Consider the following 25,094-nt stretch of genomic DNA (forward strand, 5'->3'; position numbering starts at 1 on the left):
ATTATTTCTGCTCTGCAAGAATTTCTGTAAGTGCCTCTACCAGCGCCTGATTCTCCTCTGACGTCCCGACTGTGATTCTTGTGTGCGGTATGGGTGCTGTGGGGAAATCGCGGACAGCGATGCTGTATTGATCCTTCAGCGCATCACAGATCTTTTTGGAATCTTTAAAGCGTACAAAGAAGAAATTGCTGACAGAAGGCTTGATCTTCATCTCCTCCGGATATTTTTCCGCAAGCGCTGCAAGCTTTTTGTAAGTAATTTCTCTGTCTTCCACTACCCTTGCAGTAATTGACCTCAGATACTCTTTGTCCTTCAGCACCACCTGCCCGATGACCTGGGCGGACTGGCTCACACTGTACGGAGACCTGATGTGATTGATAAGATCGATCATCCTGGGATTCGCGATGGCAAATCCGATTCTTGCGCACGCAAGGCCGATTGCTTTGGAACAGGTGCGCAAAACAATGACATTTTCTGTGGTTACCGCATAGTCAATGATGCTCTCGCCATAGAAATCATTGTACGCCTCGTCAACGATGACAACTGCATCTCCGCAGGCAGCGATGATTCGTTTTACTTCCTCTTTATTAAAGCCCTGTCCCGTCGGGTTACAGGGATTGGAGAACATGAACAGATCCGGCTTCTCAGCCTGGATGATCTCTATCATACCTTCCACTGTAATGAAACCGTCTTCCCCCTTGGAGACGATACTTTTCTCAACGGCCGCAAACCCTGCGTTTCTGCGGTAGATAAAGAAATCAGGGTCGAGGAATAAAAGCTTGCTGCCATGCTCCATCAAATCTGAAATCAGCATTTTCAGCCATTCCCCGGAACCGTTGCCCGGCATAATCATGGAAGAATCAATGCCAAAGAAATCTGCGGCAACCTCCCTGAGTTCAACAGCCCTTGGATTCGGATAGCGGTTAAACTGCATCTCGCCCAGCTTCCTGACCACTTCCTTACGAAGATTTTCCGGCAAGTCATAAGGGCTTTCATTCGTATTCAACTTAACCTTATAGGTATTAGGCGCAGGACTATAGGCCGGCATGCTTGTCAGATATTTAGATAATTTCATTTTTACACCTCTTTTATGTTTTTACTTATACAACTGATCCATTGTTTCAAAAGTCGGCAATAAGGAAGCATACAGCTTACTGAAGGCTTTCTGATATATTTCCTCATACAGCTCCCGGTTCTTTTCATCCGGCTCGAAAGTCTGGGCTTTGCCTCCGGTCATTTTCCCGGCGTCCTCTGGCCCGCTGAATGCTCCTGCGCCTATAGCCGCACAGATGGCTGCCCCGAGAGAGCCCGTCTCATGATAAGCGGCTCTTGTGGCGGGAACGCCGAATATATCGGCCGTAATCTGCATGCCCAGGTCGCTTCTGGAACCGCCGCCGCCCACATAAAGAGATTTTATGGGGGCTAGGCCCGGCATGCTCTCTTTGAGAGACTCCGAATTCAGCCGGAGCGTCATCGCTATCCCTTCTATGAACGCCCGGAACAGATGGGCTCTGGTATGTATGGGCCGGAACCCGATCACTGTTCCGCTGCTGTAAGGGCGGGACCGCGGCGCCAGAAAGTCCGGCATCACCAGAAGGCCTTCGCTGCCGGCCGGAAGCTTCATCGCCTCCTCCGTGAGGAAATCCTCGGCGCCATAGCGCCCCAACCCGCTCTGCTCCGACCTCTGAATGAGGTCCTGGGCAAACTGTTCCTTAAACCAGGTGATCAGCCAGTATCCTCTGGCCATGGGCACCGTATAGTTCCATTGATAGGGCACGGCGCTCAGCAGACTGTAAAAGAAATGTGACCGCGTCATGGTATAAAAGCTGTTGGATACAAATGTGAGATTGGCCTCCGTTCCATAACTGATGAACGCATCGCCATCATGAATTGCTCCGGCTCCAAAGGCTTCTGTCTGTTTGTCGCTGGCGCCGGCCACCAGGGGAATGCCTGCCGGCAGGCCCGTAGCCTCCGCCGCCTTCAAAGAAATGTGGCCCATGACCTGTCCCGGCAAAAAAGCTTCACAAAGCTGGTCCTTCCTCATTCCGACGCAGTCATACACCCATTCTCTCTTCTCATAGCAGAAATGTTCCCGGTCCAGCGGCATGCTCCCAATCGTGTTGCTGACCGTGTCCACAAAATTGCCCGTCAGCATGAATCCCAGATAGCCGCCCACCGATGCATACTTCTCCACCTGGCCGAAAATGTCCGGCGCAATGCACTTCAGCAAATTGGCTCTGGAATTTAAGTGCTGCCATGCCTCCCAGGCAGGGCAGTCATCGGGCATTGGCTCCAGGTCCGCAGTCCGGTAATCCTGATAACAGATCGGATGCATCAGATGCGTGCCGTCATTTTTCATAAAAAACACGGTACCATTATGAGGCGAAAGCCCGACGCCGAGTATCTCTCTCTTATCCCCCTTAAATTGCGACATCATATCCTGTGTCGCTTTGCAGAGGGATGTCCAGAGATTTTCCTCATCCATATAGATACCGCCGTCGGCGCCGTGTATGAGCGGTTTATGCCTGACAGTGGCACCGCAGATAAATGTTCCGCTTAAGTCAAACATCATCGCGCGGGTGCTCTGTGTTCCGCTGTCTATTCCGATACAATACTGACGTTTCATGAAAAACTCCTTTCAGAGTGTACCAGCGCCCGCCCCTGTACAGGACGGACGCTGCCAGGATCTGTTATTTAAAAGGCTGCATCATAGATATTGATTACATCCTGCTTGTCCAGCGGAACAAATCCGTTGATTCTGCCTGCAGGACCGAGGGCTTTTTCGGCCATGATCTCAAATTTTGATTTGTCGGTAATGCCGATACCGCTTTCGCGGAGATTCTCCGGAATGCCCCAGGAACGGAACAGCGCTTCCAAAGTATCAATTGCTTTCTTTGCAGTATACATAGTATCGCCTTCCGCGCTCAGTCCGAGAACATTGATTCCGAAGGTAGCGAACATATCCTTGGTATCTTCGTTCAGAATGTATCTCATCCAGTGAGGTGTCAGAATTGCGATGCCGATGCCGTGGGTCTCATCATAATATGCTCCGAGCTGATGCTCCATCGGATGTACCGACCAGCGTCTGCCGATTTTGCCGCAGTCAAAGAAACCGTTGCAGCCCCAGGATGCGGCCCACAGAAGGTTCGCGCGGGCTTCATAATTAGACGGGTCTTCACAGCAGGCGATGGTGCCATATTTTACACAGGTTTTCAGCATGGCTTCCATGATCCTGTCAGAGAAAAAAGCGCCCGGGGTTTTAGAAAAATACACTTCCATAATATGTGACATGATATCCGCTGTCCCGGCGGCAGTCTGCCTGCGCGGAACTGTACAGGTGTATGTAGGATCTGAAAGTGAATACACCGGGAACTGTTCCGGAATATTTAATGACATTTTGTCATTGGTGGCCTCATTGCACACCATGGCGTCACTGTCCATATCTGATCCGGTGGCTGCCAGTGTCGGAATCGCGATCACAGGCAGATTATCCTTCGCCAGAGAAGAATCCAGCACAACGTCCCATGCCGGACCGTCATAGTGTACGCAGGAGGCAATGGCCTTCGCGGTATCGATGCAGCTTCCGCCGCCCAGCGGAATGAGCACCTTGACATCTTCTTTTTTACAGATGGCCACGCCTTCGTCAATCTTTGTAATTCTGGGGTTCGGCAGGATGCCTTTCAGTTCGACAAAGTCCACGCCATTTTCTTTCAGACTTTTAACAACCGTGTCATACAGGCCGATCTTCTCCACCACGCCATCACCGTAATGAAGAATCATTGCCTTAGTGCCGTACTGACGCGCCAGTTCTCCTGCCTTGCCAGCCACACCCTTGCCAAAATATACCTTTGTTGGTACAGAATAATAGAAATCCTGCATGCTAAAAACCTCCTTAGTTTTGTTTGCTTTTCAGCCGCCTGAATGGTATCAGCGGCTGTGCCCCTTACGGAATTATCGTAACGTATCAAGTTACTAGAGAGTCAATAAGCGGATTTTATCCCGGCCGGCAGGCGTCCGTCATGGGAATATTGGTATATCAGAGCATGAATTCCCTGTTTATGTTTTTATACAGCAGATAACGCAGCGCCGCCGGCGCCAGCCCTGTCGCCGTATGAGGCGTATAGGGCGCCACATACCAGGCGTCTCCCGGGAATACCTCATGGTAGATGCCGTTGATCCATATGAATCCTCTGCCGCTTATGACATAATTACAATGCTCACAGATATGGGTTTCCGTACGAGGCATGGTCACTCCCGGATAATAAGTGCAGATATTCATGGCCATATCAAAACCAAAATCATTGTCGAAGGGAAGACAATGCTGCTCATAGTCCGCCGGCGACTGGACTCCGTCCAGATTTTTTACATTTCCCACCACCGGCCGCGGAACCCGGTAACCATTCAATTCTATGTATTTTTTTCTCACCCAGAGAACCCTTGCGTCATCTCCGCTTTTATTGTCCACTTCAAAATCAGCCCCCGGAGGCGTCCAGAAAAACCCTTCCTGTTCGAGCGCATATCGTCTTCCTAAAATCTTCACTTCAATGGAGCCTGCCACTACGAACATGAAATTTTCATAGGAATTGACTACAGCTCCTTCCGCACCTCCGCCCGGTGCGATGCAGAGCTCACATTCCAGGAATTCGGCTCCGAGCCTCGGCGTGATCATGTGAGCAGCCAGCGTTTTTTTCCATCCGGGGATTTTCTTTCCCACTCTGACTGCATAAGGCATCAGGCATGCTTTTCCCGGCTCTAGGAAAGCTCTCGCGTTAGCAAGATGATGCTCCTCTTCTATCTGTCTGTTGCTTAAATTGAGATTGGAAACATCCATATTATTACCTCCATTACTATAAAAGACCCGTGCGGCAGCCGTGAAGCGGAGCATGCCCGCATGCGCAGACTTGCGGATAAGGGACGGCAGCTGTTAAAGGGCATAATCCCTGTTCACTTCTTCAAAAAGAAGGATACAGAGGGGCTTCGGCGCATACGCCGCCGTATAATGAGGGGCGCAGGGAGCGATATAAAAATAGTCATTTTCATGAGCCTCATAATGCGTGCCATTCACCGCCAGATCTCCTCTGCCCTCAAGTATGTATGCTCCATGGGCGCTCATATGTACCTCTGTGCGCTCAGATGTTACTCCGGGATAATAAATGAGAATATTCACGCTCATATCAAACCCAAAGTCTGAGCTGGCCGGCAGACATTCCTTCGTGAATTCTGCGGTACTTTCCTCTGCCTTCAGATTCTTTGCATTGCCGGACGCCGCCTCCGGCACTGCAATTCCCTCCAGAGGCTCATAGATCTTTTTAATCCACAGGACTGTCGCCGTCTCCTCCTCTTCCTGTGACATCTCAAAATTCATCTGCGGCGGAATCCAGCAATATCCGTCCTTTTCCAGCCTGCATTTTTTTGTGGGAAGGCTAACCGTCACAGTGCCTGATACCACGTAAAAAAAATTCTCACATCCGTTATTCACCGGCGTCATAGTTCCGCCGCCCTTTCGGACCTCTATCCGCGTCATTACAAAACAGGCATCCATCCTCCGGGTTGTATAATTCCATATTTCCGTCTTGTCCCACCCCGGCAATTCATCAGAGAAAATAAACATCTTAGGCATCTGGCAGACCACGCCCGGCTCTTTCCTGGTTCTGCTGACACTCAGATGATTTTTCTCCTTTAATTCCATTCCCGGGTTAAATTGTGATATATCCATGATTTCCCCCTGATAAAGTTGATGACCCGCCGTCTGAATCATGATAATCTTACAGATTCGGGCTAGTATAGAACAGCGTGGCTTCCGTGCCTCCATCTGTAACTATGGCCTGTCCTGTAATCGCGCGTGAAGCGTCACTGGCCAAAAACATGGCCGTCTGTGCGATATCTTCTGCGTTGATCAGAATATCCATCGGCTGCGTTCTGTCCAGGAAACGGGCACGCCTGTCTTCCGGAACCTCCTTGTTAATCGGCGTGTCTACAAATCCAGGACAGATAGCATTGCAGCGGATATTATCTCGCGCGTAGTCAACCGCTACCGACTTGGTGATGCTGAGAGCCGCTGCCTTGGAGCTGCAGTAACCCAGTTTATTTTGCACATACCGGAGTGCATAGGTCCCCACTGTGTTGACAATCACTCCCCCTCCCTGCCGTTTCATATAGGGAAGCGCGTATTTACAGGTGAGAAATATAGCAAATGTATCAATGGCAAAAACTTTCTTGAGATCTTCATAGGAAGTGGTCTCCAGGTTGCCCATGGGGCTGATGCCGGCCTGGTTGAACAGTATATCAATGCTGCCGAAACAATCGGCAATCGCCTGGAACGTCGTCTCAACCGCCTGCTCATCCGTGATGTCCGCCTGAAACGCATGAGCTGCCAGCCCTGCTTTCGTGATCTCGTCTGCCGTTTGCTGCGCCGTCGTGCTGTTTATGTCGATGACTGCAACTCTGGCTCCTGCTTCGGCAAAACGCTGGCAGGATAACTTTCCTATTCCCGAACCTCCGCCTGTGATGGCGACAGTCTTTCCGCTGAAATCAAATTTCATCATTTGGCCTCCTATCCATTTTTCAAGATTAAACCCACGTCCAATAATCCCTGATCCGTTCATATTCTTCCGCAGTAATTTCAAGCACGCTTCCGTGCTTCATCCCGTATGGAAAAGAGAACCGGTCAGATGCTTCTTCAAAAACCCCATTTTCAAAATCTGTTGCAATAAAGGGGACATACCCCTTACATTTGCGCTTCTCTCCAAAATAATCCAAGAGCAGGCACCACTGCCCGTCCGGAAGCTGGTACATCGACGGCGCCTCATATTCATTGGCAGTCAGCCTGCCCATCCACTCATCAAACCCTCTCACACGTTCATAGGCACCGTCAATGGTCTTCCCCTTCTCGAGAATGACCGCAAAGGGATTGCTCCTGCTTTTCAGAAAACGGAAGTATGTCCCGCCCACCTGATGGATCTGCGGGTCCACCACGCTGGCATCCTCCTTTGCGCACAGGAATTTTACTTCTCCAAAACTTTCAAAATCTGCCGTCTCCGCATAATAGATCGATTTAGCCCCATAATCGTTGGAAGAGTGAGACGAGGCCCAATAGACCATGTATTTCCCGGTATGGGCATTGTACAGAACGTCCGGCCCCCAGCAGCATCCAAAATTTTCATCACAAAGCTGCACCAGACGCTGCCCGGACCAGTGTATAAGATCTTCTGATTTCCACATGCTGATACTCCGGCTGCCGTACCGCCCCATATTCGCCCACTGCTTCTGATACTTTTTTTCAAAATTCTCCGACATGCACAGGTCTGTGCCTAGAATTACGAAATGGTTATCCTGTGTCCGGATAATCGATGGATCGCGCACCCCCCGTTCTCCTTTGTCAGCTATGAACACAGGAGCGCCGCCATTCACGGCTTCCCATTGATAGCCGTCCCTGCTGACCGCAAAATGTACCTGTTCTTCAATCCTGGCGTTTGGGCTTTTATAATGTACCAGTAAATATGCCTTCTCTTCCATAAAATCCCCCATATATATTCTTGTATTTGTCTCTGACCTGATGTTTTCCAGACGCTTCACTAACCTCCGCAATCACAGGCCCCGTGGAAACCAACTCCATTTATCGAAACAGGGCCAGCGTCTGAAGACGCCGGCCCGGCAACGTGAGCTCTTAGTCCGAGCGTCAAACCGTCTGTACTGCGGACGGCGTCAATTGCGGATTACACCAGAGTATCCGCGAATGTCAGAACTTCATCAGTAACTTCAAGAATCTTCTGAACCTCTTCCTTCGTGATGATCAGCGGCGGTGACAGAACGATTCTCGGAGGAAGGATGTATGGAATCACACCCTTGTCGATGTACATATTTTTCAGTTTTTCATGCGCTGCCCCGGTAGCGGCTCCGCCAACGAGATCAAGTGCCGTATGAAGCCCTTTGCCTCTCGGATTGGCTACACTCTTATGTTTTTTATCCAGTTCAATCAGGCCGGCGAGCAGTTCTTTTCCGCGCTCCTCACTGTTCTTTAAGAGGTTATCCTCTTCATAAACGCCGATTGTCGCCAGTGCCGTAGCACAGCAGATCGGATGAGAGTTATACGTAAGTCCTGCAGGAAGCGCCACATCATCATAATATTTTGCGATTTTCTTCGATACGATAACGCCGCCGAAAGGAGTATAGCCGCAGGTGCTGCCCTTTGCAAAAGTGATCATATCCGGCATCACTCCGTCATAATGCTGATAAGTAAACCATTTTCCGGTACGTCCGAAGCCAACCATAACCTCGTCGCAGACCATCAGGATGCCGTATTTATCACACAGGTCACGAATACCCTTCAGGTATCCCTTCGGCATCTCGATGACGCCGCCGCCGCCCTGCATGGTCTCAGTAACCAGGCAGGAAATCTTGTCCGGATTCTCCTGAATCATCTGGCGCTCCAGCATCTTCAGCAGGAACTCGGTATACTCTTCCTCTGTCTCGAACTTCAGTCCGTGATCACGCCACCACGGTCCCAGGAAATGAACAAAGCCCGCAATGCCCGGGTCCATATTGCCGCGCGCAGCCTGTCCGTTCAGGGTTGAGGAACCATAGGTCGAACCATGATAAGACATGTACTGTGAAAATACTTTGTAGCGTCCGGTATATCCCTGCGCGATGCGAAGCGCATATTCGTTAGCATCTGTGCCGCCCAGGGTAAACAGAACCTTACCCATTCCGGGTGCGCAGTCGGTGATAATTTTCTTAGCAAGGCGACCGCGAATCTCAGTCGCATAGGACGGAGCGATGTAGCAGAGTTCATCCGCCTGAGCTTTAATAGCGTTGACAACTCTTTCGTCCTGGAATCCGATGTTCAGGTTTACAAGCTGTGAGCCTGCATCCAGATACTTGTTGCCGTCAAAATCCCAGAAATAGCATCCCTTGCCACCTGCAACTGCAATACGCTCCAGGGAACTCTTCTGTGGTGTCCAGGTAAAAAACTGATAATCCTGGTTCATCTGTAAGATTTCATCGACAGATAGTTTTTTGTTCATAACGTTTCTCCTTTTCTTATATGAAATATATTAATAATATCTAAGTGGGCATGCAGGGCGCTGGCAATGGCTGTGTAAGGAGCGTTGTTTACCATCGGGCCCGGGCCGCAGCGCCCACTTAGTACTATCCACTGATTACACTTTGAGATTCAGAATCTTCGCAATATTCCCTCCAGCCATCATTTCAAAGGCCTTTTCAGGATCCTTCGCGTAGTTTGCTGACAGCTTCGTCTTCTGAATCGAAAGTGAAAAATGGCTGCCCGGCCAGTCAGAACCCATGAGAATCTTCTCGGGGCCGACTCCTTCCATCATGACGCCGGTCTTGCAGCTCAGGTACTCCGCTGCGGAGTTGTCCAGATAGATATTGGGGTTACGGGCTGCGATCATTTTCGCGTCCGTACAGTAATTAGGTGTGCACATATGTCCCATGATGATTGTGACGTCCGGAAATGCCTTCGCCAGCTCTTCAAAATAGAAGGGATGGTTCATCTCCTCAGAGCCTCCGTGAGCGAACATCGGAACTTTGTACTCACGACATACTTCCATCAGCGGATCTACCAGATCATGATTGCCAAGGAGATAGCCGTGAAGCCTGGGATGCAGCTTCAAGCCCACGAACCCCTGGTCCAGATATCGTTTTAACTGATCTACAGCATTCGGATCTGTCGCGTCTACAAAAGCAAATCCAAACAGGCGGTCCGGATGTGCCTTCACGCACTCAATCACATACTCATTATTCATAGACTGAGCGATTGTACAGACTCCGGCCATATCCACGCCGGCTTCGTCCATATCCTCCAAAAGTCTTTTAATTCCCATTTTGGCATCTGTAAAACCATCTACTTTTTTGCCTTCCCACAGATGATTGTGATTATCAATTATCTTCATCGTCTTTCCTCCAAATTACCATTCTTTCTTCGGATTCACCATGACGCCAACGCCTGGTTTCCCAACAACTTCACCGTTTTCATAAGCAACCTGCCCCATAACGATCGTCATCACCGGTTTGCCCTTCAACTGAAAACCATCGAAGGGTGTGTACTGGGTTTTAGATTTCATTTCCGCATGGGTAACGGTCCATTCCAGATCCATATCCACAATCGTGATATCTGCATCCGAACCCACCTGCAGGCATCCTTTTCTCGGATACAGCCCCCACACCTTAGCCGGTTTCTCAGACATCACCTCTACGACTCTTTCCAGGGAAATCTGGCCTTTATTGGCGCGGTCCAGGATCAGCGGAAGGCTGGTCTGAACTCCGATGGTTCCGGGAAGGGTATCCCACCAGGACTTCTCGAATTTTTCTTCCAGAGAGTGGGGCGCATGGTCGGTGCCTACCATATCCACATCGCCGTTTACAAGGCCCTCCCACAGGGCATCCCGGTCCTCCGGATGATGGATTGCAGGAACGACGCGGATCGCTCCGCCATATTTTGGATAATCATCTGTGCTGAATGTATACCAGGACGGACCAACCTCACAGGTAATCTTGGAGCCTTTCCTCTTCGCGTCAACGATCATCTCCAACCCTTTCTTGGAGGACAGGTGGGTAATGTTGATACGGCAGCCCGTCAGATCCGACAGGATCAGCGAACGCGCAATTGCTGAAAGCTCTACCACGTCGGGACGCGCTTCTTCATGTGCCAGAAAGTCTTTCGGATCTCTTCCGGATTTCTGCAGTTCTGCGGTATAGAATTTAACCAGATCCATATCCTCGGCATGGATGGTTATGCAGTAATCCCTTGCCGCGATCTTCTGGAAAGCTACTGCCGCTTCCGAGTTGGTCGGCATTCTGTGATGATCCGGCAGCACGTTGTCCGGCGTGCCCATATCCCATTTAAAACCTGCGCAGCCAGCGTCCATCAGCGGCTCCACCAGCTCCGGGTCTTCCACCAGAAATGCGTAAAGCCCATAGTTCACCAGGCATTTTTCCTCATAGATGGATTTCTTAAATTCAAAATTTTTCACATTCAGACAGGACGGATGCACGTTCGGCATATCAAAGATAGTGGTAATGCCGCCCGCCGCCGCGGCTCTGGAGCCGGTCAGGGCATCCTCTTTATAGGTCAGGTCGTCACCCGGGTCACGGAAATGCACGTGATCGTCAATTCCACCGGGAAGTATATATTTACCTTTCGCATCGATGACACGAGTGGCTTTCAACCCTTCCGGATTTACCCCCTCCTCTGCGATCTTTCCGTCCTTAACAGCCAGATAATTTTCCCTGATGCCTTCGGGACTTACAATTTTGCCGTTAATGATCAAAAGATCAAACACTTTTTCACTCATGATTCTTCCTCCTTACATGAAGCTGTTAAAAATTATTAAAAACTGTGTGGGGCGCCGGATATGTTTTCCGGCTGTTCTGCACATGCATTAGTGCCGCAATGTAAGCTGTATGAATTCCTATATCAAAAGGCTTATAGATGTTAACCTTTAAACTATTTTCCGCAAGTTTTGCCTGCAATCCTTCATCAATGCCTGCCACGCTGGTGCATCCCATCATAAGACCTGCCCCCTCAAAATCACTGCAGCCCAGAATAAAGCTGTCGCAGAGGGTATGATCATAAATATCTTTGATATTTTCATACATCGCATGAATCACATCTTCCTGGCTCTTACCGCTTCCTTCCGGAAGCGCGATCGTGCGGGTACATGCCAGACGATGGCTCATGTTCATATTTCTTATGGTATTCTGATACCGGCCGTTAATCCGGTCTGAAAAAGTCAGTACGGCTACTTGATCCGCAAACTGTGCTGAAAACAGCATTGTACTTTCAAAAACACCTATCACCGGAATAGAGACTGCTTCACGGCACGCCTGCAATCCTGTATCCGCCGCACAGTTAATGACAATTGCATCAGCCCCATTCGCTTCTGCCTCCTGTGCCTTCAATACAACACCCGGTGTGGCAAATGCCTGATCATAAGAATTCAAAACAAGCATTGGCCCTTTATCAATGAAAGTGAAGGCAAACTCACAAGGCAGCGCTTTACAGCAGGGTTTTGATTCATACGAGGATTTTCTTTTCAGCGCAATTGGTGCAATTACTGTAATTCTCATATTCCATTTCCCATCCTTTATAAAAATCTTCAGCTTTGGATATCAAAGTCCTTTTCCAGGGGATATCCCGGAACGGCTGTTCTCTGCGAAGCATTTTGATTTCTGAAGCGATCTTCTGTTCTGCTTCTGCCAGTTTTTTCTGACTCTCCAGCTTATCATAAATTTTTCTGCCTTTCACAAACGTCATCGCTACCGTTTCCCGGCGCCCCCGATGCAAAAGCAAATCCATTACATCGGTAAAATCATCCGCATACGGCCTGCGCAGCTCTTCCATGGAAATACAGACAAAATCAGCGTCAGCACCCGGCGTCAGGCTGCCCGGCGAAAGACGGCCGTCTGTAATGCGGCTTCCCCACACCGTCGCCATCTTCAGGGGGATCGTATGTTCAATCATACTGCCCATTCCGACCTGTTCCATGTTATAAAAGACAACCCGCATCTCGCGGAGATAATCCTGATCATCATCGAATGCACAGCCGTCAAGCCCTAATCCCACAAGCGCCTCTTTCTCTGCCATTCCGCGTAAAGGGAAGATTCCACTTCGGAGCCGAATATTAGAAGAGGGATTGTTGACAGAAAGAACTCCGTATTTTTGCAATAGCTGCTGATCCTTTTCAGTGATCCAGATGATATGTGCGCAGCTGAGCCACGGCCCTAAAAAACCAATGTTTTCATAGTGTTCGATAAAACTGCAGCCCCATGTTTTCTGTGCATAGATCGCCTGATATTTTGTCTCCAGAAGGTGCATATGTATCTTCATGCCATGGGCCAGCGCGTATTCTTTCATACGTAACAAAGCTTCGTCCGAGCACCACTGTCCCCCGTTTGGATGCAGTTGAAGTTCCACGAGCTCTTCTGAAATTTCATTCTGTAACGCCTTCCTGAGCGCATCTATTAATTCCAGATACTCATCTATTGTAAAAAGTTTATCGTGGATACTATTTCTAAAAGCCGCGCCGATATCTTCCGGCAATGACTTGATAAACTCATCTCTCTCCGCATAAACCCCCTTATTCTGATCAATATAAAGAGGGCACATAATACAGCGGATACCGGCGTCGTTATATCCTTTAGCGCCGTCGATAACCTCTTCATATAAACGCCCGAAATCATTCGGATTATGGCTGTGCAGTACAGTTGTAACACCGGAAGAGGCCAGCTGGATTCCATCATAATAAGCAGCCGTATAATGGCTCACTGCCGGAATTTTCCATAAATCCTGCAGCCACAGTTCTAAAGGCCTGTCCGCTACTCCATATCCCGTCGGAGAAACTCCTCTTCCATGATCATGCGCATCGGTAAAACCCGGAAGTATCAGATAGTCACCCGCATATACCTCCGCGTCAGGCGCCTGGCGGCGGCATTGCCCCAACGTTTCTTTACAGATAACCTTGCCATCCTCAATCAAAAGACACACACCTGTTTCTGCTTCGTCGGCAGTCCCGTCCCATAAATAGGAAGGCGCCATGATATAACGTGTTGACTTCTCCACTTTTCACACCTCTTTTGCCTGTTAGACTATCCCGTCTTGTGTATAGTGATTCACAGTGGGCTCCAGCGGCGGCGTGATTCGGCGCCGCCGCCGGATACTTCATAAGTCAATACTTATGAATCCACTGCTTTGATGCATTTTTTCTGATACCCCATAGGAGTGAAACAGAATCAATTAATAAGTGCCCGGGTTCGCATCCTCAGTTGTGAAGGTCGGGTCCCAGCCGCCGTTAGCGATCATATCAATCACGTTCTTCTGGAAATCAGCGACTTCCTCTTCGGAAACAAGCGCGGGATTCCATCCAGGCTCACCGTCAAAGTTGTATGTCCAGCCAGAAACAATACTGCCAAATCCGCAGAATACGTTCTCGCCCCATTTGCCGTTCTCCGCATAGTTGGTGATTACATCAGCCATCTTAATGCCCCAGTCGTTCTCAATGTAGGACAGGCAGCCTTCCGGATATTCCTTGGTGTGATCTGCGTTACGTCCAAAGGTCAGGATCTTGCCCTCTGATTTGGTTACAACATCGAACAACCCTTTGTAAGCTCCGGAAACGTCCGCGAACATAACGTCACAGCCTTGTTCTGCGCAAAACTCGGCAGCCTGCGCGCACTCGTCAATATCGTTGAAGCTGTTCAGATACATGATCGTAACTTCACAGTCTTCATTGTATGCTTTTGCGCCGTCGATGAAGCCGCCGACTTCATCCGTATAAGCCTGGGAACCCTGGCCCGCGCCGATGAACGCGACCTTGTTCGCTTTAGATTTCATAGCGGACATATAACCATATCCATAGCCCAGATGCTTGCCTGAAATCTGGATATTTACAACGTTTGTTTCATTGGCTTTTGTACCGGAAGCGATCACAAACTGAGTATCCGGGAACTCTTCCGCCAGTGTATCGACGACATCATCCTCCATCTGAGCGCCCCAGGAAACGATAATGTCATAATCCTGTTCTGCATAATCATACAGTGTCTCGCTCTGCAGAGAAGTATCGATTCTGTCAACATAAGTAGCCTCTACGCCTAAGTTCTCCTGGCAGTAAAGCATTGCGTCGTAACCCTTTTGATTAAAGGAGCCGTCGTTGTATTCGCCCGGCAGGATAAACGCGACTTTGATATCTGACATATCCTTTTTATCTGCTGAACTTGAGCTGCCGGATGAAGATGAGGAAGCGCCGGATGAAGCTGAAGAAGCGTCGGATGAAGCTGAAGAAGCGCCGGATGAAGCTGAAGAAGCGCCGGACGAAGCTGAATTGCCTGTTGCTGCATCTTTCTTCTCTCCGCAGCCCGCAAGCACCATGCTGCCAACAAGTGTTACACTCATAAGAATGCTTAATACTCTCTTTCTCATTTTTCCCTCTCCTTTTCTTTGTAATAATCTATAGAACAGATTTATATTGCATCGCTATAAATCTGCACCTACCCCACAAAAGCTACTGTTTCTGATAGTAATGCATCATATTCGCCGGATGCCTGCGGTTCTTGCCTGTCAGGCAGATAACCAGAATCGCGGCGATATACGGGAATAGCTGGACCGTATAAGAATTCAGGCTGATAAAACTCATAAGCTGGATTCTCTTCTCCAGCGCCATCGCCAGGCCGAATACCATGGCCGCGCCGGTTGCCCCAATCGGGCTCCAGCCGCCGAAGTAAGCGGCGATGATACCCATCCATGCTTTGGAACCGGTCATCTCATCGGCAAACGTACCAACCTGCTGTACCGCGAGAATCGCCCCGCCAAAGCCGCAGCACATACCGGCTACCATACAGGCAAGCGTACGTGTTTTTAAGATATTGATACCAACAGAATCCGCGCACTCCAGATTCTCACCTACAGCGCGAACCTTCAGGCCAACGGTGCTTCTGTACAGAATCCACCAGCTGATCGGAATAATGATGTATACCAGATAATTAACGATCGGCTGGTCAAAAAGTATCTCCCCGACAATCGGGATCTTGCTTAACAGAGGAATTGGTACAGACGCTGGTTTTTCCATCATCGGAATCCCATCAACCCCCCATAGCAGGCGCAGAAGAGAGCTGGTCAGACCCATAACCGCAAAGTTACAAGCCAGTCCGGTCAGCGTCTGATCCGTACCGAGCCGAACGGCAAAGATGGAAAAGAACAGTGACATCAGGCCGCCGGATAGGATACCTACAACGATCGCGACAAAATAATTGCCTGTTGCAATCAGCGTTACAATACTGGTAAAGCATGAAAGCAGCATGGAGGAATCTGATCCCATGCCATAGACGCCTGTTTTCTCCTGATAACATACACCAATCGAAACCATGAGAATCGGAACTGCCAGTGCGATTGCCGTATTAAAGTAAAGAATAATTCCTGACATTTTCTAAACCCCCCTTATTTCACAGTTTTCTTCTTGGTGAGCCATCTGTTCAGATGATATTTCTCGATGGCGGTTCCAGTTACCACACAGACAATGATAATTCCCTTAATCAGGGAGAGCAGTGCGCTTGGCACACCAATGGAACGCTGCAAAGAACTCACGCCGGTAAACAACGCTCCGAAGAAAATACCTGCCGGGATCACGCCCTTTGGATTCATACCGGAAAGCAGGGCGACTATCAGAGAATCCCACCCGATTCCATCCGCATAACCACCGCGCAGGTTGTTATAACGTCCTAAGAGTTCCACGCCGCCTGCCAGGCCGCAGAACGCACCGTTTACCAGCATACCGATAATGAATACCTTCGTCGGATTGATGCCTGCCGTTAAGCTGGCTGCCGGAGAAGACCCTGCCGCACGCGCCTTCAGGCCAATCGGGTTTACCCAGAACATGTAGATGGCCAGAATCGCTACCGCGATCGCAATAAAGATACCGACATGCAGATGGCCTACAGATTTCCAGTTAAATAATGAATATTGTTCGCCAAAGTTTTCTGTACACGGATAACTTGCTCCTACCTTTCCCAACGGACCTACAACCAGCGCGCTTACAATCAGCGTCGCCATGTAGTTCATAATCAGCGTTACGACAACTTCGTTGACGCCGCGTTTTACGCGGAGAAAAATCGGGAGCGAGATGAAGATCGCGCCCATAATCATACCACCAATCAACGCAAGCGGGATGGCAATCAACGCCGGCGTACCACTCGGCAATATAAGAGCTACGACCGCTACGCCAAGGCCGCCCATGAATACCTGGCCTTCCTGACCCATGTTCATGGAACCACACTTGAATGCGATCGTGGTTGCCGCTCCGACAATAATATACGGAGTCGCTCTGTTCAGGGAGTTACCGATTGCCTTAGCGCTTCCCAGCGCGCCCTTGCAAAGGGCTCCGATAAAGGTGATTGGGTCTACGTTGTATAACATTACAAACAATGCCGCTGCCAAAAGGCCAATGACCGCGCCAATCACAGGACTGAAGCGGAAAATTGTTTCGATGACATTTTTTTTGTCTTTCGATGTGCCTTTGATACTCATCTCATTTCACCTCCACTTCTCTTCCGGCCATCATCAGACCTATCTTCGTTACTTCTGCTTCCTGTTGAGGCATAATGCCCTGAAGTCTGCCTTCATACAGGACGCCGATCCGGTCGCTGAGTTGCAGGATTTCTTCCAGCTCGGTAGAGATATAAAGGACAGCGGCGCCTTCGTCTCTGGCTTTCAGCATCGTATCAAACACAAAATGTGTCGCGTCGATATCCAGGCCACGGGTCGGATATACGGCGATCACGAGATCAACTTTCTCGCCAAGCTCACGGGCCAACACCAGCTTCTGCTGATTACCGCCGGACAGATTGCCGCCCACCTCGCCGGAGCTCTTTGCAACTACATTGAATTCTTTCATTTTGCGTTCGGTATATTCCGTAATACTTTTCTGATTCAATGCCCATTTTGTGCCGAAAGGCGCTTGATCCGGTTTGTTGATACACATATTCATTGTCAGAGACATAGAAGGAATCATTGCGGATTTCAGGCGGTCTGCCGGAATATATCCCAATGAAAGCTCCCTTCTCTGTTTGGTTGTCATTTTACTGATATCCTGACCCAGGAACTCGATTTTGCCGGTTGTCATTTTGCGAAGACCCATGATCAGCTCCGAAAGGTCTGTCTGCCCGTTGCCGTCTACACCGGCCAGGCCTACAATCTCGCCTCTGTACAGCTCAAGAGAAAAATCCGTCACGCCGCAGGACGCATTGATACCGTCACAGCTGATGCCTTCCAGTTTCAGCACGACTTCACCCGGTTCGCACTTACTTTTTACCACTTCCAGATTCAGCTCTCGGCCTACCATTGCGTTTGCCAGCTTCGCCTCATCCAGATCCTCTGTATTCTCCATCTCTTCTACCAGGCATCCGTCACGCATAATAGAGATGGCATCACAGATTTCCAAAACCTCTGGCAGCTTGTGGCTGATAAAGATGATAGATTTGCCCTCGTTTTTCAGCTTATAAAGCACCTTAAACAGCTGTTTTGCTTCCTGGGGCGTCAGCACTGCGGTAGGCTCGTCCATAATCAGCAGCTCGGAATGGCGGTAAAGTGCTTTTACAATCTCTACTCTCTGCTGCTCGCCTACTGTCAGATTCTCAACAATCGCATCAGGCTTGATATTTAGTCCATATGTATCAGAGAGCTCCATAATTTTCTTACGGATCTCATCTGTGGGAATTTCGATCCATTTACCCTCTTTTATGCCCAGAGTTACATTCTCCAGCACGGAAAACTTATTAACCAGCATAAAATGCTGATGGATCATACCGATACCCAATTTAATCGCCTCGTCCGGGCTTTTAATATTAATCTCCTGGCCGTTCCAGAGGACGGTACCCTTGTCCTTGCCGTAAAGGCCATACAGCACATTCATCAATGTAGATTTGCCTGCGCCGTTCTCACCCAGCAACGCGTGGATTTCTCCCTTTTTAATTTTCAAGGATACATCGTTATTAGCGACAAGCTTGCCAAACGTCTTGGTGATATGCCGCATTTCTACCATGTATTCATTATCCATACTTCTTATTTCCCCTTCCATCTCTTTGTAAACAAAATATTGCACAGTATTGCTGACGAATCTACTACTCTAAAATGCCGCAGCCTGTCCGGCGCGGCACCATCTTAATACTAAAGAAGGGCTTACTTCCATACCCATTTCGGCAATGGGCAAAACTTAAGAATTCAAATAATGCTGCAGATCAAATAAAGAACATCCTATTAAATTTTCAAGGTCCGAATTACTATCAAAAGATAACTTTTATTCCGCTTATAAAAAACGAAACTTCCAAAGTAATTCTTCTAATTATCATTAATCTGTATAAATTATTTTCTATAAATATCATTAATCTGTATAAATTGCTTTCTATGAACATATTAGTGCCTCAAGTAACTAGAGAGTCAATGAAAAGGTTTAAATATTTATGCATATTGTGCTTATAACCCTGCAATTCCCCAGGTTCAGTTATGCATTTTGTGCCGAAGCACAATTAAATCTCAATATTTATTAAGCAATTGTACCAGATCAATGTAAACTGCATTCTATATTAAGTTCACTGCATTTTTTCTGAACATCGCATACAAAAAAAGCCAGTAATTCTACTGGCTTTCTCTGATAATCATCTCTTATTCAGTTCTTCTATTCATCGCGAACGCATCCACCTTCCCTGCCGCGGACAGACTTCTTCCATGCTTTCATCTGATCCAGCCGCTCCTTATATCTGGCTTCCAGCCCCTGTTCTCCCGGCCGGTAATACTCCCGGCCCAGCAGGGAATCGGGAAGGCACTGCATGTCAGTCAGTTTTTCTTCCGTATCATGGGCATACTGATACCCTTTACCGTAATCCAGCTCTTTCATCAAACGGGTCACCCCGTTGCGGATCACCAGCGGCACCGGTTCTGCCAGCTGCTTCACCGCATCCTTCTTGGCCTGCTCATAGGCTTCATAGAGGGAGTTAGATTTAGGAGCCACCGACAGATAGACTACGGCCTCCGTCAAATGAACCGTGCATTCCGGCATCCCGAGGAAATGGCAGGCCTGATAGGCCGCAACTGCGATTTCCAGCGCTCTCGGATCAGCAAGACCCACATCCTCACTGGCGAACCGTATCACGCGCCTGGCCACATACAGGGGATCTTCTCCTGCCTCCAGCATACGGGCCAGCCAGTATACAGCCGCATCCGGGTCCGAATTCCGCATAGACTTATGGAGGGCGGAAATCAGGTTGTAATGCTCTTCACCTGTTTTATCATATAGCAGAGACTTTCTGGATGTACACTGCTCCAGAGTCCCGGATGTGACAGTGATCACCCCTTCGCCGTCCAGATCGCCGTTCAGCACCACCATCTCCAGCGTGGAAAGGGCTGTCCTGGCATCCCCGTTGGCAAATACAGCGATCATTTCAAGCATATCCCCGGAAATCCTGATTCTTTGATTGCCGAATCCCCTCTTATCCTCTAAGGCTCGTGCCAACAGAGCCGTCAGCTCACCGGTCCTTAAGGCCTGCAGCACAAACACCTTACACCTGGATAAAAGAGCCCCGTTAATCTCAAAGGATGGATTCTCCGTCGTAGCGCCGATCAGAATAATGCTGCCTTTCTCCACAAAGGGCAGGAACGCATCCTGCTGAGCCTTATTGAACCGATGGATCTCATCCACAAATACGATGGTCTTTTCCCCATAACGGCGGTTTTCCTCCGCCTGCTGCATGACCGTGCGGATCTCCTTAATACCGCTGGTAACCGCCGAAAAATCTATAAATGAAGCTTTTGTCCTGTTGGCGATGATTCGCGCAAGAGTTGTCTTGCCCACACCGGGCGGCCCCCAGAAAATCATGGAAGATATCTGGTCGCTTTCAATCAGGCGCCTCAGCACCTTACCCTCGCCCAGCAGGTGTGCCTGTCCCACAAACTCATCCAGAGACTGGGGCCGGAGCCTGGCCGCCAGGGGTTGGGTTTCAGGGCCGCTAAAAAGTGTCAACTGTTCCATGAGCCCACCTCCTTAATATCCGATCTGCTTACCAGTATACCATGAGGCTCCCGCCAGGAACAACACCCTCACAACTCTTCCGGTACCTTCGCTGCAGCCAGCGCCAGCGCGCCCGGCCCGATATGGCAGGCGATGCTCAGCGACAGCGGTGCGGCATATATCTCCACGCTCGGAAATGCTGCCTGCACTTCTTCTAGCCAACTGTCCAGCACCTCCCGGGAGATCTGGCTGTATGCGATCTGAAGCCGCATCCTCCCTTCCCGGCAGGCCTTCTCGAATCTCGTCTCGCAGTCCCGCCCCATGGCATTGACCATAATCCGTCTGGCAGCTTTCATCCCTCTGGCCTTTCCCGCGGCATCTAATTTCCCACCCTGGATGGTTAAGACCGGCTTCAGATTAAGCACTGTGCCAATAGCCGCTGCCGCGCTGGTTATCCTTCCGCCCTTTTTCAGGTACTTCAGAGTATCCACAGTGATGTAGATACTGGCTTCCAGAGCCTCCCTTTCCAGGATTTCTTTGATCACGGGCGCACGTAATCCCTTTTTCGCCAGCTCCACGGCATCCAGAACAGACTGCCTCTGGGTGACGGAAATCCTCCGGTTGTCCACTACCTGCACCTTTCCCCCGTATTCCAGAGCAAGATTCTGTGCCGCATGACAGGATTCACTCAAACTGCTGGACATAGGAATATACAGAACCTCGTCATGAGAGTTCAGAAGCTCTCCCCACCAGTCCATAATCTCGCCGGGGGACGGCTGTGAGGTGGAAACCTCCGCATTCTGCCCGAGCAGGCGGTAAAATTCTTCCTGTGTTAAATCTACTCCCTCCAAATGAAATGTACCATCTATTAAAAAAGGCATCGGCAGTACGGAGATACCAAGCCGTTCCCCTTCCTCCCTGCTCATTCCGCTGTTACTGTCTGTCATCACTGCAATTCCCTGCATCCTATGATTTTCCCCCAAATCTTCTTCTTTTTTATTGACCAAATAAAGCATACGCATTAAAATTATAAAGTAACCCTGTAAACAATGCTATAACATAAATTACATTTTGTCAGTTACTTATACAGATTCAGGAAACAGTAAAGGTATTATGGAAGATAAAAGAATTGTCAAGACAAAGCGCGCCCTCAGGCAGGCTCTGATCGAACTGCTGGCTGACACGCCATTTGAAGAAATCACGATCACTAACTTATGCAAAACTGCCGATATCAGCCGGATTACATTCTACACTCACTACAGTGACAAATATGACCTGGCCGACGATATATTCAAAGAAATGATCGCCTCCGGGACGGAGCTGTATAACCGCCTGCAACAGTCCAACAATCCCGGGAACGACCCGGTGACCAGCTACTGCAACGTCCTGGACAGCATCCTGGACACTTATTATAACAATTTTGACTTTTTTCACCAGACCAGCCCTCACCGGAATTACTCTCTGGCATTCACTTTCTATCACTATGTGCTGGAGACTGTTGAAATGCACGCCCGCAAGGAACGCAATCTCCTGATGCCCAAGTATTCAACGCGGAAGGTTACGGGATTTCTCTGCCTGGGGCTGCTGGGCTTCATTAATGAATGCCATGGAGAACGGAGTTCCCTTGAGCAGATACGTGCAGAATCTAAAGAAATCCTGCGGGGAATTCTCGAATCGGAGATTTTAACTAAAAGGGGCGTCATTCACAGGCCAGAAACTTGATTCTTCCCGCTCCGCTTCGCATGGTACAGGGCGCTGTCGGCCTTTTTCAGCAGGGACTCCCAGCCTTTCTCGTCTCTGGCTTCTCCGCAGCTGAAGCCGATGCTGACCGTAACCACCTTCCCTGGATCGGCGGCCTTTATCTTCAGAGCCTCTACGCACCTGCGCAGCTCTTCTCCTATCCTGTCACAGTCCTCCCGCCGGACGTCCGGCTTCAGCACGAGGAATTCTTCCCCTCCGTACCGGAACAGCTTGCCTGTATCCATCTGAAGGCCCAGGGCATCCGCAATTCTTCTCAGACACTCATCTCCCATCACATGACCGTAACAGTCATTGTAATTCTTGAAATTATCTATGTCGATCATGTAGACCCCCAGGAGAAACTGATTCTGCCTGCTGTCCTGATAGATCCTGTGAAGAAAGCCTATTAGAAAACGGCGGTTCAGCAGGCCGGTGAGAGAATCGTGATTGGCAATGAAATCCAGCTCCGCACTCTTCTCCATAATTTCCTGATTTTTTTCTTCAATAATACATCGGTTTTTGAAATCCCTCCGCTGGCTGTAATACCGGTAAAAGCTTACAAACAGCGATGTGAGCGTCATGCCGGCCGAATTCACATAGAATCCAAAATGGTCACCGGCCTGTCCGCTGCTGAACAGCGGCATCCCGGCGATCATAAATGCCTCACTCAGAAGGTACAGCGGCAGGAACACCCCCGGCGGCAGATAGGCCAGCACCGCCGCACTCATGACCATGACCAGGTATACACTGATGTTATCAGATACCCTCTGGTCATAAAGCGTGACCGCAACAGACCATGCCACAAGAAAAACCACAAATACGTACTGCAGCCGCAGGATACGCCCCGTACGCTCTCCGGCTGCCGGCCGTGAAAACACATACAGCATCCCGACAGCCAGCAGCGACGCCGTGAGCATCAGCGCGTACATACAAAAATAAACCCTGCTGGGAACCGTATCCAGCCTGAATTCCGTATAGATCAGCGCATGCAGTATATTAAAGATCTGGAACAAAATCAGGATTCCGACAGGAATCCACAGAAAGCGGCGGATCTGCCGCTCCACCGAACGCTGAAATCTCTCTTCCTCTTCCGGAGTAAATATGATTTTCTGAACAATCCCGATTTTTCTCATAAGTCTTCTTAGGCCCTTCCTGAATGCCGGCACACCTGTTGCCTGTATGTGTCCATCATACCACAGCCTGTCCCATTTCAACAGCGGAAATTTTAAAAAGCAGACACTTTCTTTGATGTATACAGAATTAGACACTTTTAAAAATATGTCCTAAAATGTTACGTTTTTCCAGCTTTGGCCGTCGACATCTGGTAATTTCCTACCTATAATAAGGGCGTTATTAAGTATGTCCGCGCGGAATCCTGCTGCGCTGACCGGAACCTATAGATATACATAAAGAAAGAATGGAGTAATTGACAATGAATGTAGGAACTAAAATTAAAAATGCTGCAATTTCTACGGCTATCAATACCGCATTGAATTACCTGGAAAAAGACCCTGAGAAAAATGCACCCAAGATCATGGACCTGGTTGACAAACTGTGTCCGGAAGACTGGTATGTTGGCCAGAGAAACGCAATCCGTCAGGCAATCGAGGAGAAGAACAACTGGTATGATCTGATTCTTCGTATCTATGCACTGGATCCGGAAGTCCGCAAGGCATTTTTCGCTAACTTTATCACCAACGCCAGCTTAAAGGGAAGCGCGCTTCAGGAAGAGACAGCAGAAAAAAATAACTGCAACGTTCCGTGGGCAATCCTGCTGGATCCTACATCCGCATGTAATCTGCAGTGCACCGGCTGTTGGGCTGCTGAGTACGGCCACAAGCTGAACCTCTCTCTGGAGACGATTGATTCTATCGTACAACAGGGTAAAGCGATGGGTACTTATATGTACATCTATACCGGCGGCGAACCGTTGGTACGTAAAAAAGACCTGATCAAAATCTGCGAAATGCATCCTGACTGTGAATTCCTGTCCTTCACCAATGGAACGCTGATCGATGAAGAATTCTGCCAGGAAATGCTCCGCGTGAAAAACTTCGTTCCGGCTATCAGCCTGGAGGGCTTTGAAGACGCCAACGACAGCCGCCGCGGACAGGGCGTTTACCAGAAGGTAATGCATGCAATGGAGTTGCTGAAATCACACAAGCTGCCCTTTGGTATTTCTGTATGCTATACCAGCCGCAACTTTGAGGATGTGTCCAGTGAAGCATTCTATGATAAGATCATCGATATGGGAGCCCTGTTTGTATGGTTCTTCCATTATATGCCGGTAGGCAACGCTGCTTCTCCGGAACTGATGCTGAGTCCGGAACAGCGTACAGAGATGTACAAACGCATTCGTGAATTCCGTGGAACCAAGGCCATCTTCGGTATGGATTTCCAGAATGATGGAGAGTATGTAGGCGGATGTATTGCCGGAGGCCGCCGTTACCTGCATATCAACGCTAAGGGTGACGTAGAGCCTTGTGTATTCATCCACTATTCCAATGCAAATATTCATGACTGCACTCTGCTGGAAGCACTGAAGAGCCCGATTTTCCAGGCTTATCATGATAACCAGCCATTTAATGAGAATCATCTCCGCCCCTGCCCAATGCTGGAGAATCCGCAGCGCCTGCGCCAGCTGGTTAAGGATACCAATGCGGTGAATACTGATTATCAGGATCCTGAGTCTGTCGACCATCTCTGTGACAAATGCGAAACCTACGCCGCTAACTGGCAGCCGGTTGCAGACGAACTCTGGTGTTCTTCTCACCCGGATTCCTGCTCTTCCTGCAGCGGATGTGGAAAATAATAGAAAATGAAAGCCCCTGGACAAAAAGTCCG

21 protein-coding genes are annotated in these 25,094 nt (G+C 49.2%); 2 read left to right on the forward strand and 19 right to left on the reverse strand.

Features of this window, described 5'->3' with window-relative positions:
• Window position 1 precedes the first annotated feature (1 nt).
• From H9Q79_RS07420 to H9Q79_RS07505, 18 genes are all read right to left on the reverse strand, one after another.
• Window positions 2–1,075, reverse strand: coding sequence for a pyridoxal phosphate-dependent aminotransferase (locus tag H9Q79_RS07420; RefSeq protein WP_249329550.1), 1,074 nt, complete (start codon window positions 1,073–1,075; stop codon window positions 2–4).
• Between the two features lie 21 nt (window positions 1,076–1,096).
• On the reverse strand, window positions 1,097–2,626 hold the full coding sequence (locus H9Q79_RS07425) for an FGGY-family carbohydrate kinase (protein ID WP_118645614.1): 1,530 nt from the start codon (window positions 2,624–2,626) through the stop codon (window positions 1,097–1,099).
• Between the two features lie 68 nt (window positions 2,627–2,694).
• On the reverse strand, window positions 2,695–3,879 hold the full coding sequence (locus tag H9Q79_RS07430; protein WP_249329551.1) for an iron-containing alcohol dehydrogenase: 1,185 nt from the start codon (window positions 3,877–3,879) through the stop codon (window positions 2,695–2,697).
• Between the two features lie 157 nt (window positions 3,880–4,036).
• Window positions 4,037–4,831 (reverse strand): cupin domain-containing protein, encoded by a 795-nt coding sequence (locus H9Q79_RS07435; RefSeq protein WP_249329552.1) that lies wholly within the window; start codon window positions 4,829–4,831, stop codon window positions 4,037–4,039.
• 93 nt (window positions 4,832–4,924) lie between these two features.
• Complete coding sequence (locus H9Q79_RS07440) at window positions 4,925–5,716, reverse strand: cupin domain-containing protein (RefSeq protein ID WP_249329553.1); 792 nt, start codon at window positions 5,714–5,716, stop codon at window positions 4,925–4,927.
• Between the two features lie 49 nt (window positions 5,717–5,765).
• A complete protein-coding gene (locus H9Q79_RS07445) occupies window positions 5,766–6,545 on the reverse strand; it encodes an SDR family NAD(P)-dependent oxidoreductase (protein WP_249329554.1) in 780 nt (259 codons plus the stop codon).
• Window positions 6,546–6,570: 25 nt separating this feature from the next.
• On the reverse strand, window positions 6,571–7,515 hold the full coding sequence (locus H9Q79_RS07450; protein WP_249329555.1) for a glycoside hydrolase family 43 protein: 945 nt from the start codon (window positions 7,513–7,515) through the stop codon (window positions 6,571–6,573).
• 200 nt (window positions 7,516–7,715) lie between these two features.
• Entirely contained in the window at window positions 7,716–9,023 is a 1,308-nt protein-coding gene (locus H9Q79_RS07455) for an aminotransferase class III-fold pyridoxal phosphate-dependent enzyme (RefSeq protein WP_118645606.1), read from the reverse strand.
• A 135-nt stretch (window positions 9,024–9,158) separates the two neighbouring features.
• Window positions 9,159–9,911 carry an amidohydrolase family protein gene (locus tag H9Q79_RS07460; protein ID WP_118645604.1) on the reverse strand — a complete coding sequence of 251 codons (753 nt, stop codon included), beginning with the start codon at window positions 9,909–9,911 and terminating at the stop codon, window positions 9,159–9,161.
• Window positions 9,912–9,926: 15 nt separating this feature from the next.
• Window positions 9,927–11,312 carry a dihydroorotase gene (locus tag H9Q79_RS07465; protein WP_118645602.1) on the reverse strand — a complete coding sequence of 462 codons (1,386 nt, stop codon included), beginning with the start codon at window positions 11,310–11,312 and terminating at the stop codon, window positions 9,927–9,929.
• Window positions 11,313–11,337: 25 nt separating this feature from the next.
• Entirely contained in the window at window positions 11,338–12,087 is a 750-nt protein-coding gene (locus H9Q79_RS07470; protein ID WP_118645600.1) for an aspartate/glutamate racemase family protein, read from the reverse strand.
• Window positions 12,035–13,579, reverse strand: coding sequence for an amidohydrolase family protein (locus tag H9Q79_RS07475; RefSeq protein WP_118645598.1), 1,545 nt, complete (start codon window positions 13,577–13,579; stop codon window positions 12,035–12,037). Before H9Q79_RS07475 ends, H9Q79_RS07470 begins: the two co-directional genes overlap by 53 nt.
• Before the next feature lie 174 nt (window positions 13,580–13,753).
• Entirely contained in the window at window positions 13,754–14,935 is a 1,182-nt protein-coding gene (locus tag H9Q79_RS07480; protein ID WP_118645596.1) for a BMP family ABC transporter substrate-binding protein, read from the reverse strand.
• 82 nt (window positions 14,936–15,017) lie between these two features.
• On the reverse strand, window positions 15,018–15,935 hold the full coding sequence (locus H9Q79_RS07485; protein WP_118645594.1) for an ABC transporter permease: 918 nt from the start codon (window positions 15,933–15,935) through the stop codon (window positions 15,018–15,020).
• Window positions 15,936–15,949: 14 nt separating this feature from the next.
• Complete coding sequence (locus H9Q79_RS07490) at window positions 15,950–17,035, reverse strand: ABC transporter permease (protein ID WP_118645592.1); 1,086 nt, start codon at window positions 17,033–17,035, stop codon at window positions 15,950–15,952.
• A gap of 1 nt (window position 17,036) precedes the next feature.
• Window positions 17,037–18,563: an ABC transporter ATP-binding protein gene (locus H9Q79_RS07495; protein ID WP_118645590.1), complete on the reverse strand. Its 1,527-nt coding sequence runs from the start codon at window positions 18,561–18,563 to the stop codon at window positions 17,037–17,039.
• Between the two features lie 618 nt (window positions 18,564–19,181).
• On the reverse strand, window positions 19,182–20,531 hold the full coding sequence (locus tag H9Q79_RS07500) for a replication-associated recombination protein A (RefSeq protein ID WP_118645588.1): 1,350 nt from the start codon (window positions 20,529–20,531) through the stop codon (window positions 19,182–19,184).
• A 68-nt stretch (window positions 20,532–20,599) separates the two neighbouring features.
• Window positions 20,600–21,475, reverse strand: coding sequence for a DegV family protein (locus H9Q79_RS07505; protein ID WP_118645668.1), 876 nt, complete (start codon window positions 21,473–21,475; stop codon window positions 20,600–20,602).
• A 148-nt stretch (window positions 21,476–21,623) separates the two neighbouring features.
• Here H9Q79_RS07505 and H9Q79_RS07510 point away from each other — a divergent pair, with 148 nt between their 5' ends.
• The gene (locus tag H9Q79_RS07510) at window positions 21,624–22,232 is read left to right on the forward strand and encodes a TetR/AcrR family transcriptional regulator (protein WP_118645586.1); all 609 of its coding nucleotides are present in this window, start codon (window positions 21,624–21,626) and stop codon (window positions 22,230–22,232) included.
• Here the strand turns inward: H9Q79_RS07510 and H9Q79_RS07515 are convergent.
• Window positions 22,214–23,383, reverse strand: coding sequence for a GGDEF domain-containing protein (locus H9Q79_RS07515; RefSeq protein ID WP_147371456.1), 1,170 nt, complete (start codon window positions 23,381–23,383; stop codon window positions 22,214–22,216). The two genes, H9Q79_RS07510 and H9Q79_RS07515, sit on opposite strands and share 19 nt — an antisense overlap.
• Window positions 23,384–23,682: 299 nt before the next feature.
• Here H9Q79_RS07515 and H9Q79_RS07520 point away from each other — a divergent pair, with 299 nt between their 5' ends.
• Complete coding sequence (locus tag H9Q79_RS07520; RefSeq protein WP_249329556.1) at window positions 23,683–25,062, forward strand: radical SAM/SPASM domain-containing protein; 1,380 nt, start codon at window positions 23,683–23,685, stop codon at window positions 25,060–25,062.
• Window positions 25,063–25,094 lie beyond the last annotated feature (32 nt).

It is taken from the genome of Wansuia hejianensis (assembly GCF_014337215.1).
GTDB classification, from domain to species: domain Bacteria; phylum Bacillota; class Clostridia; order Lachnospirales; family Lachnospiraceae; genus Scatomonas; species Scatomonas hejianensis.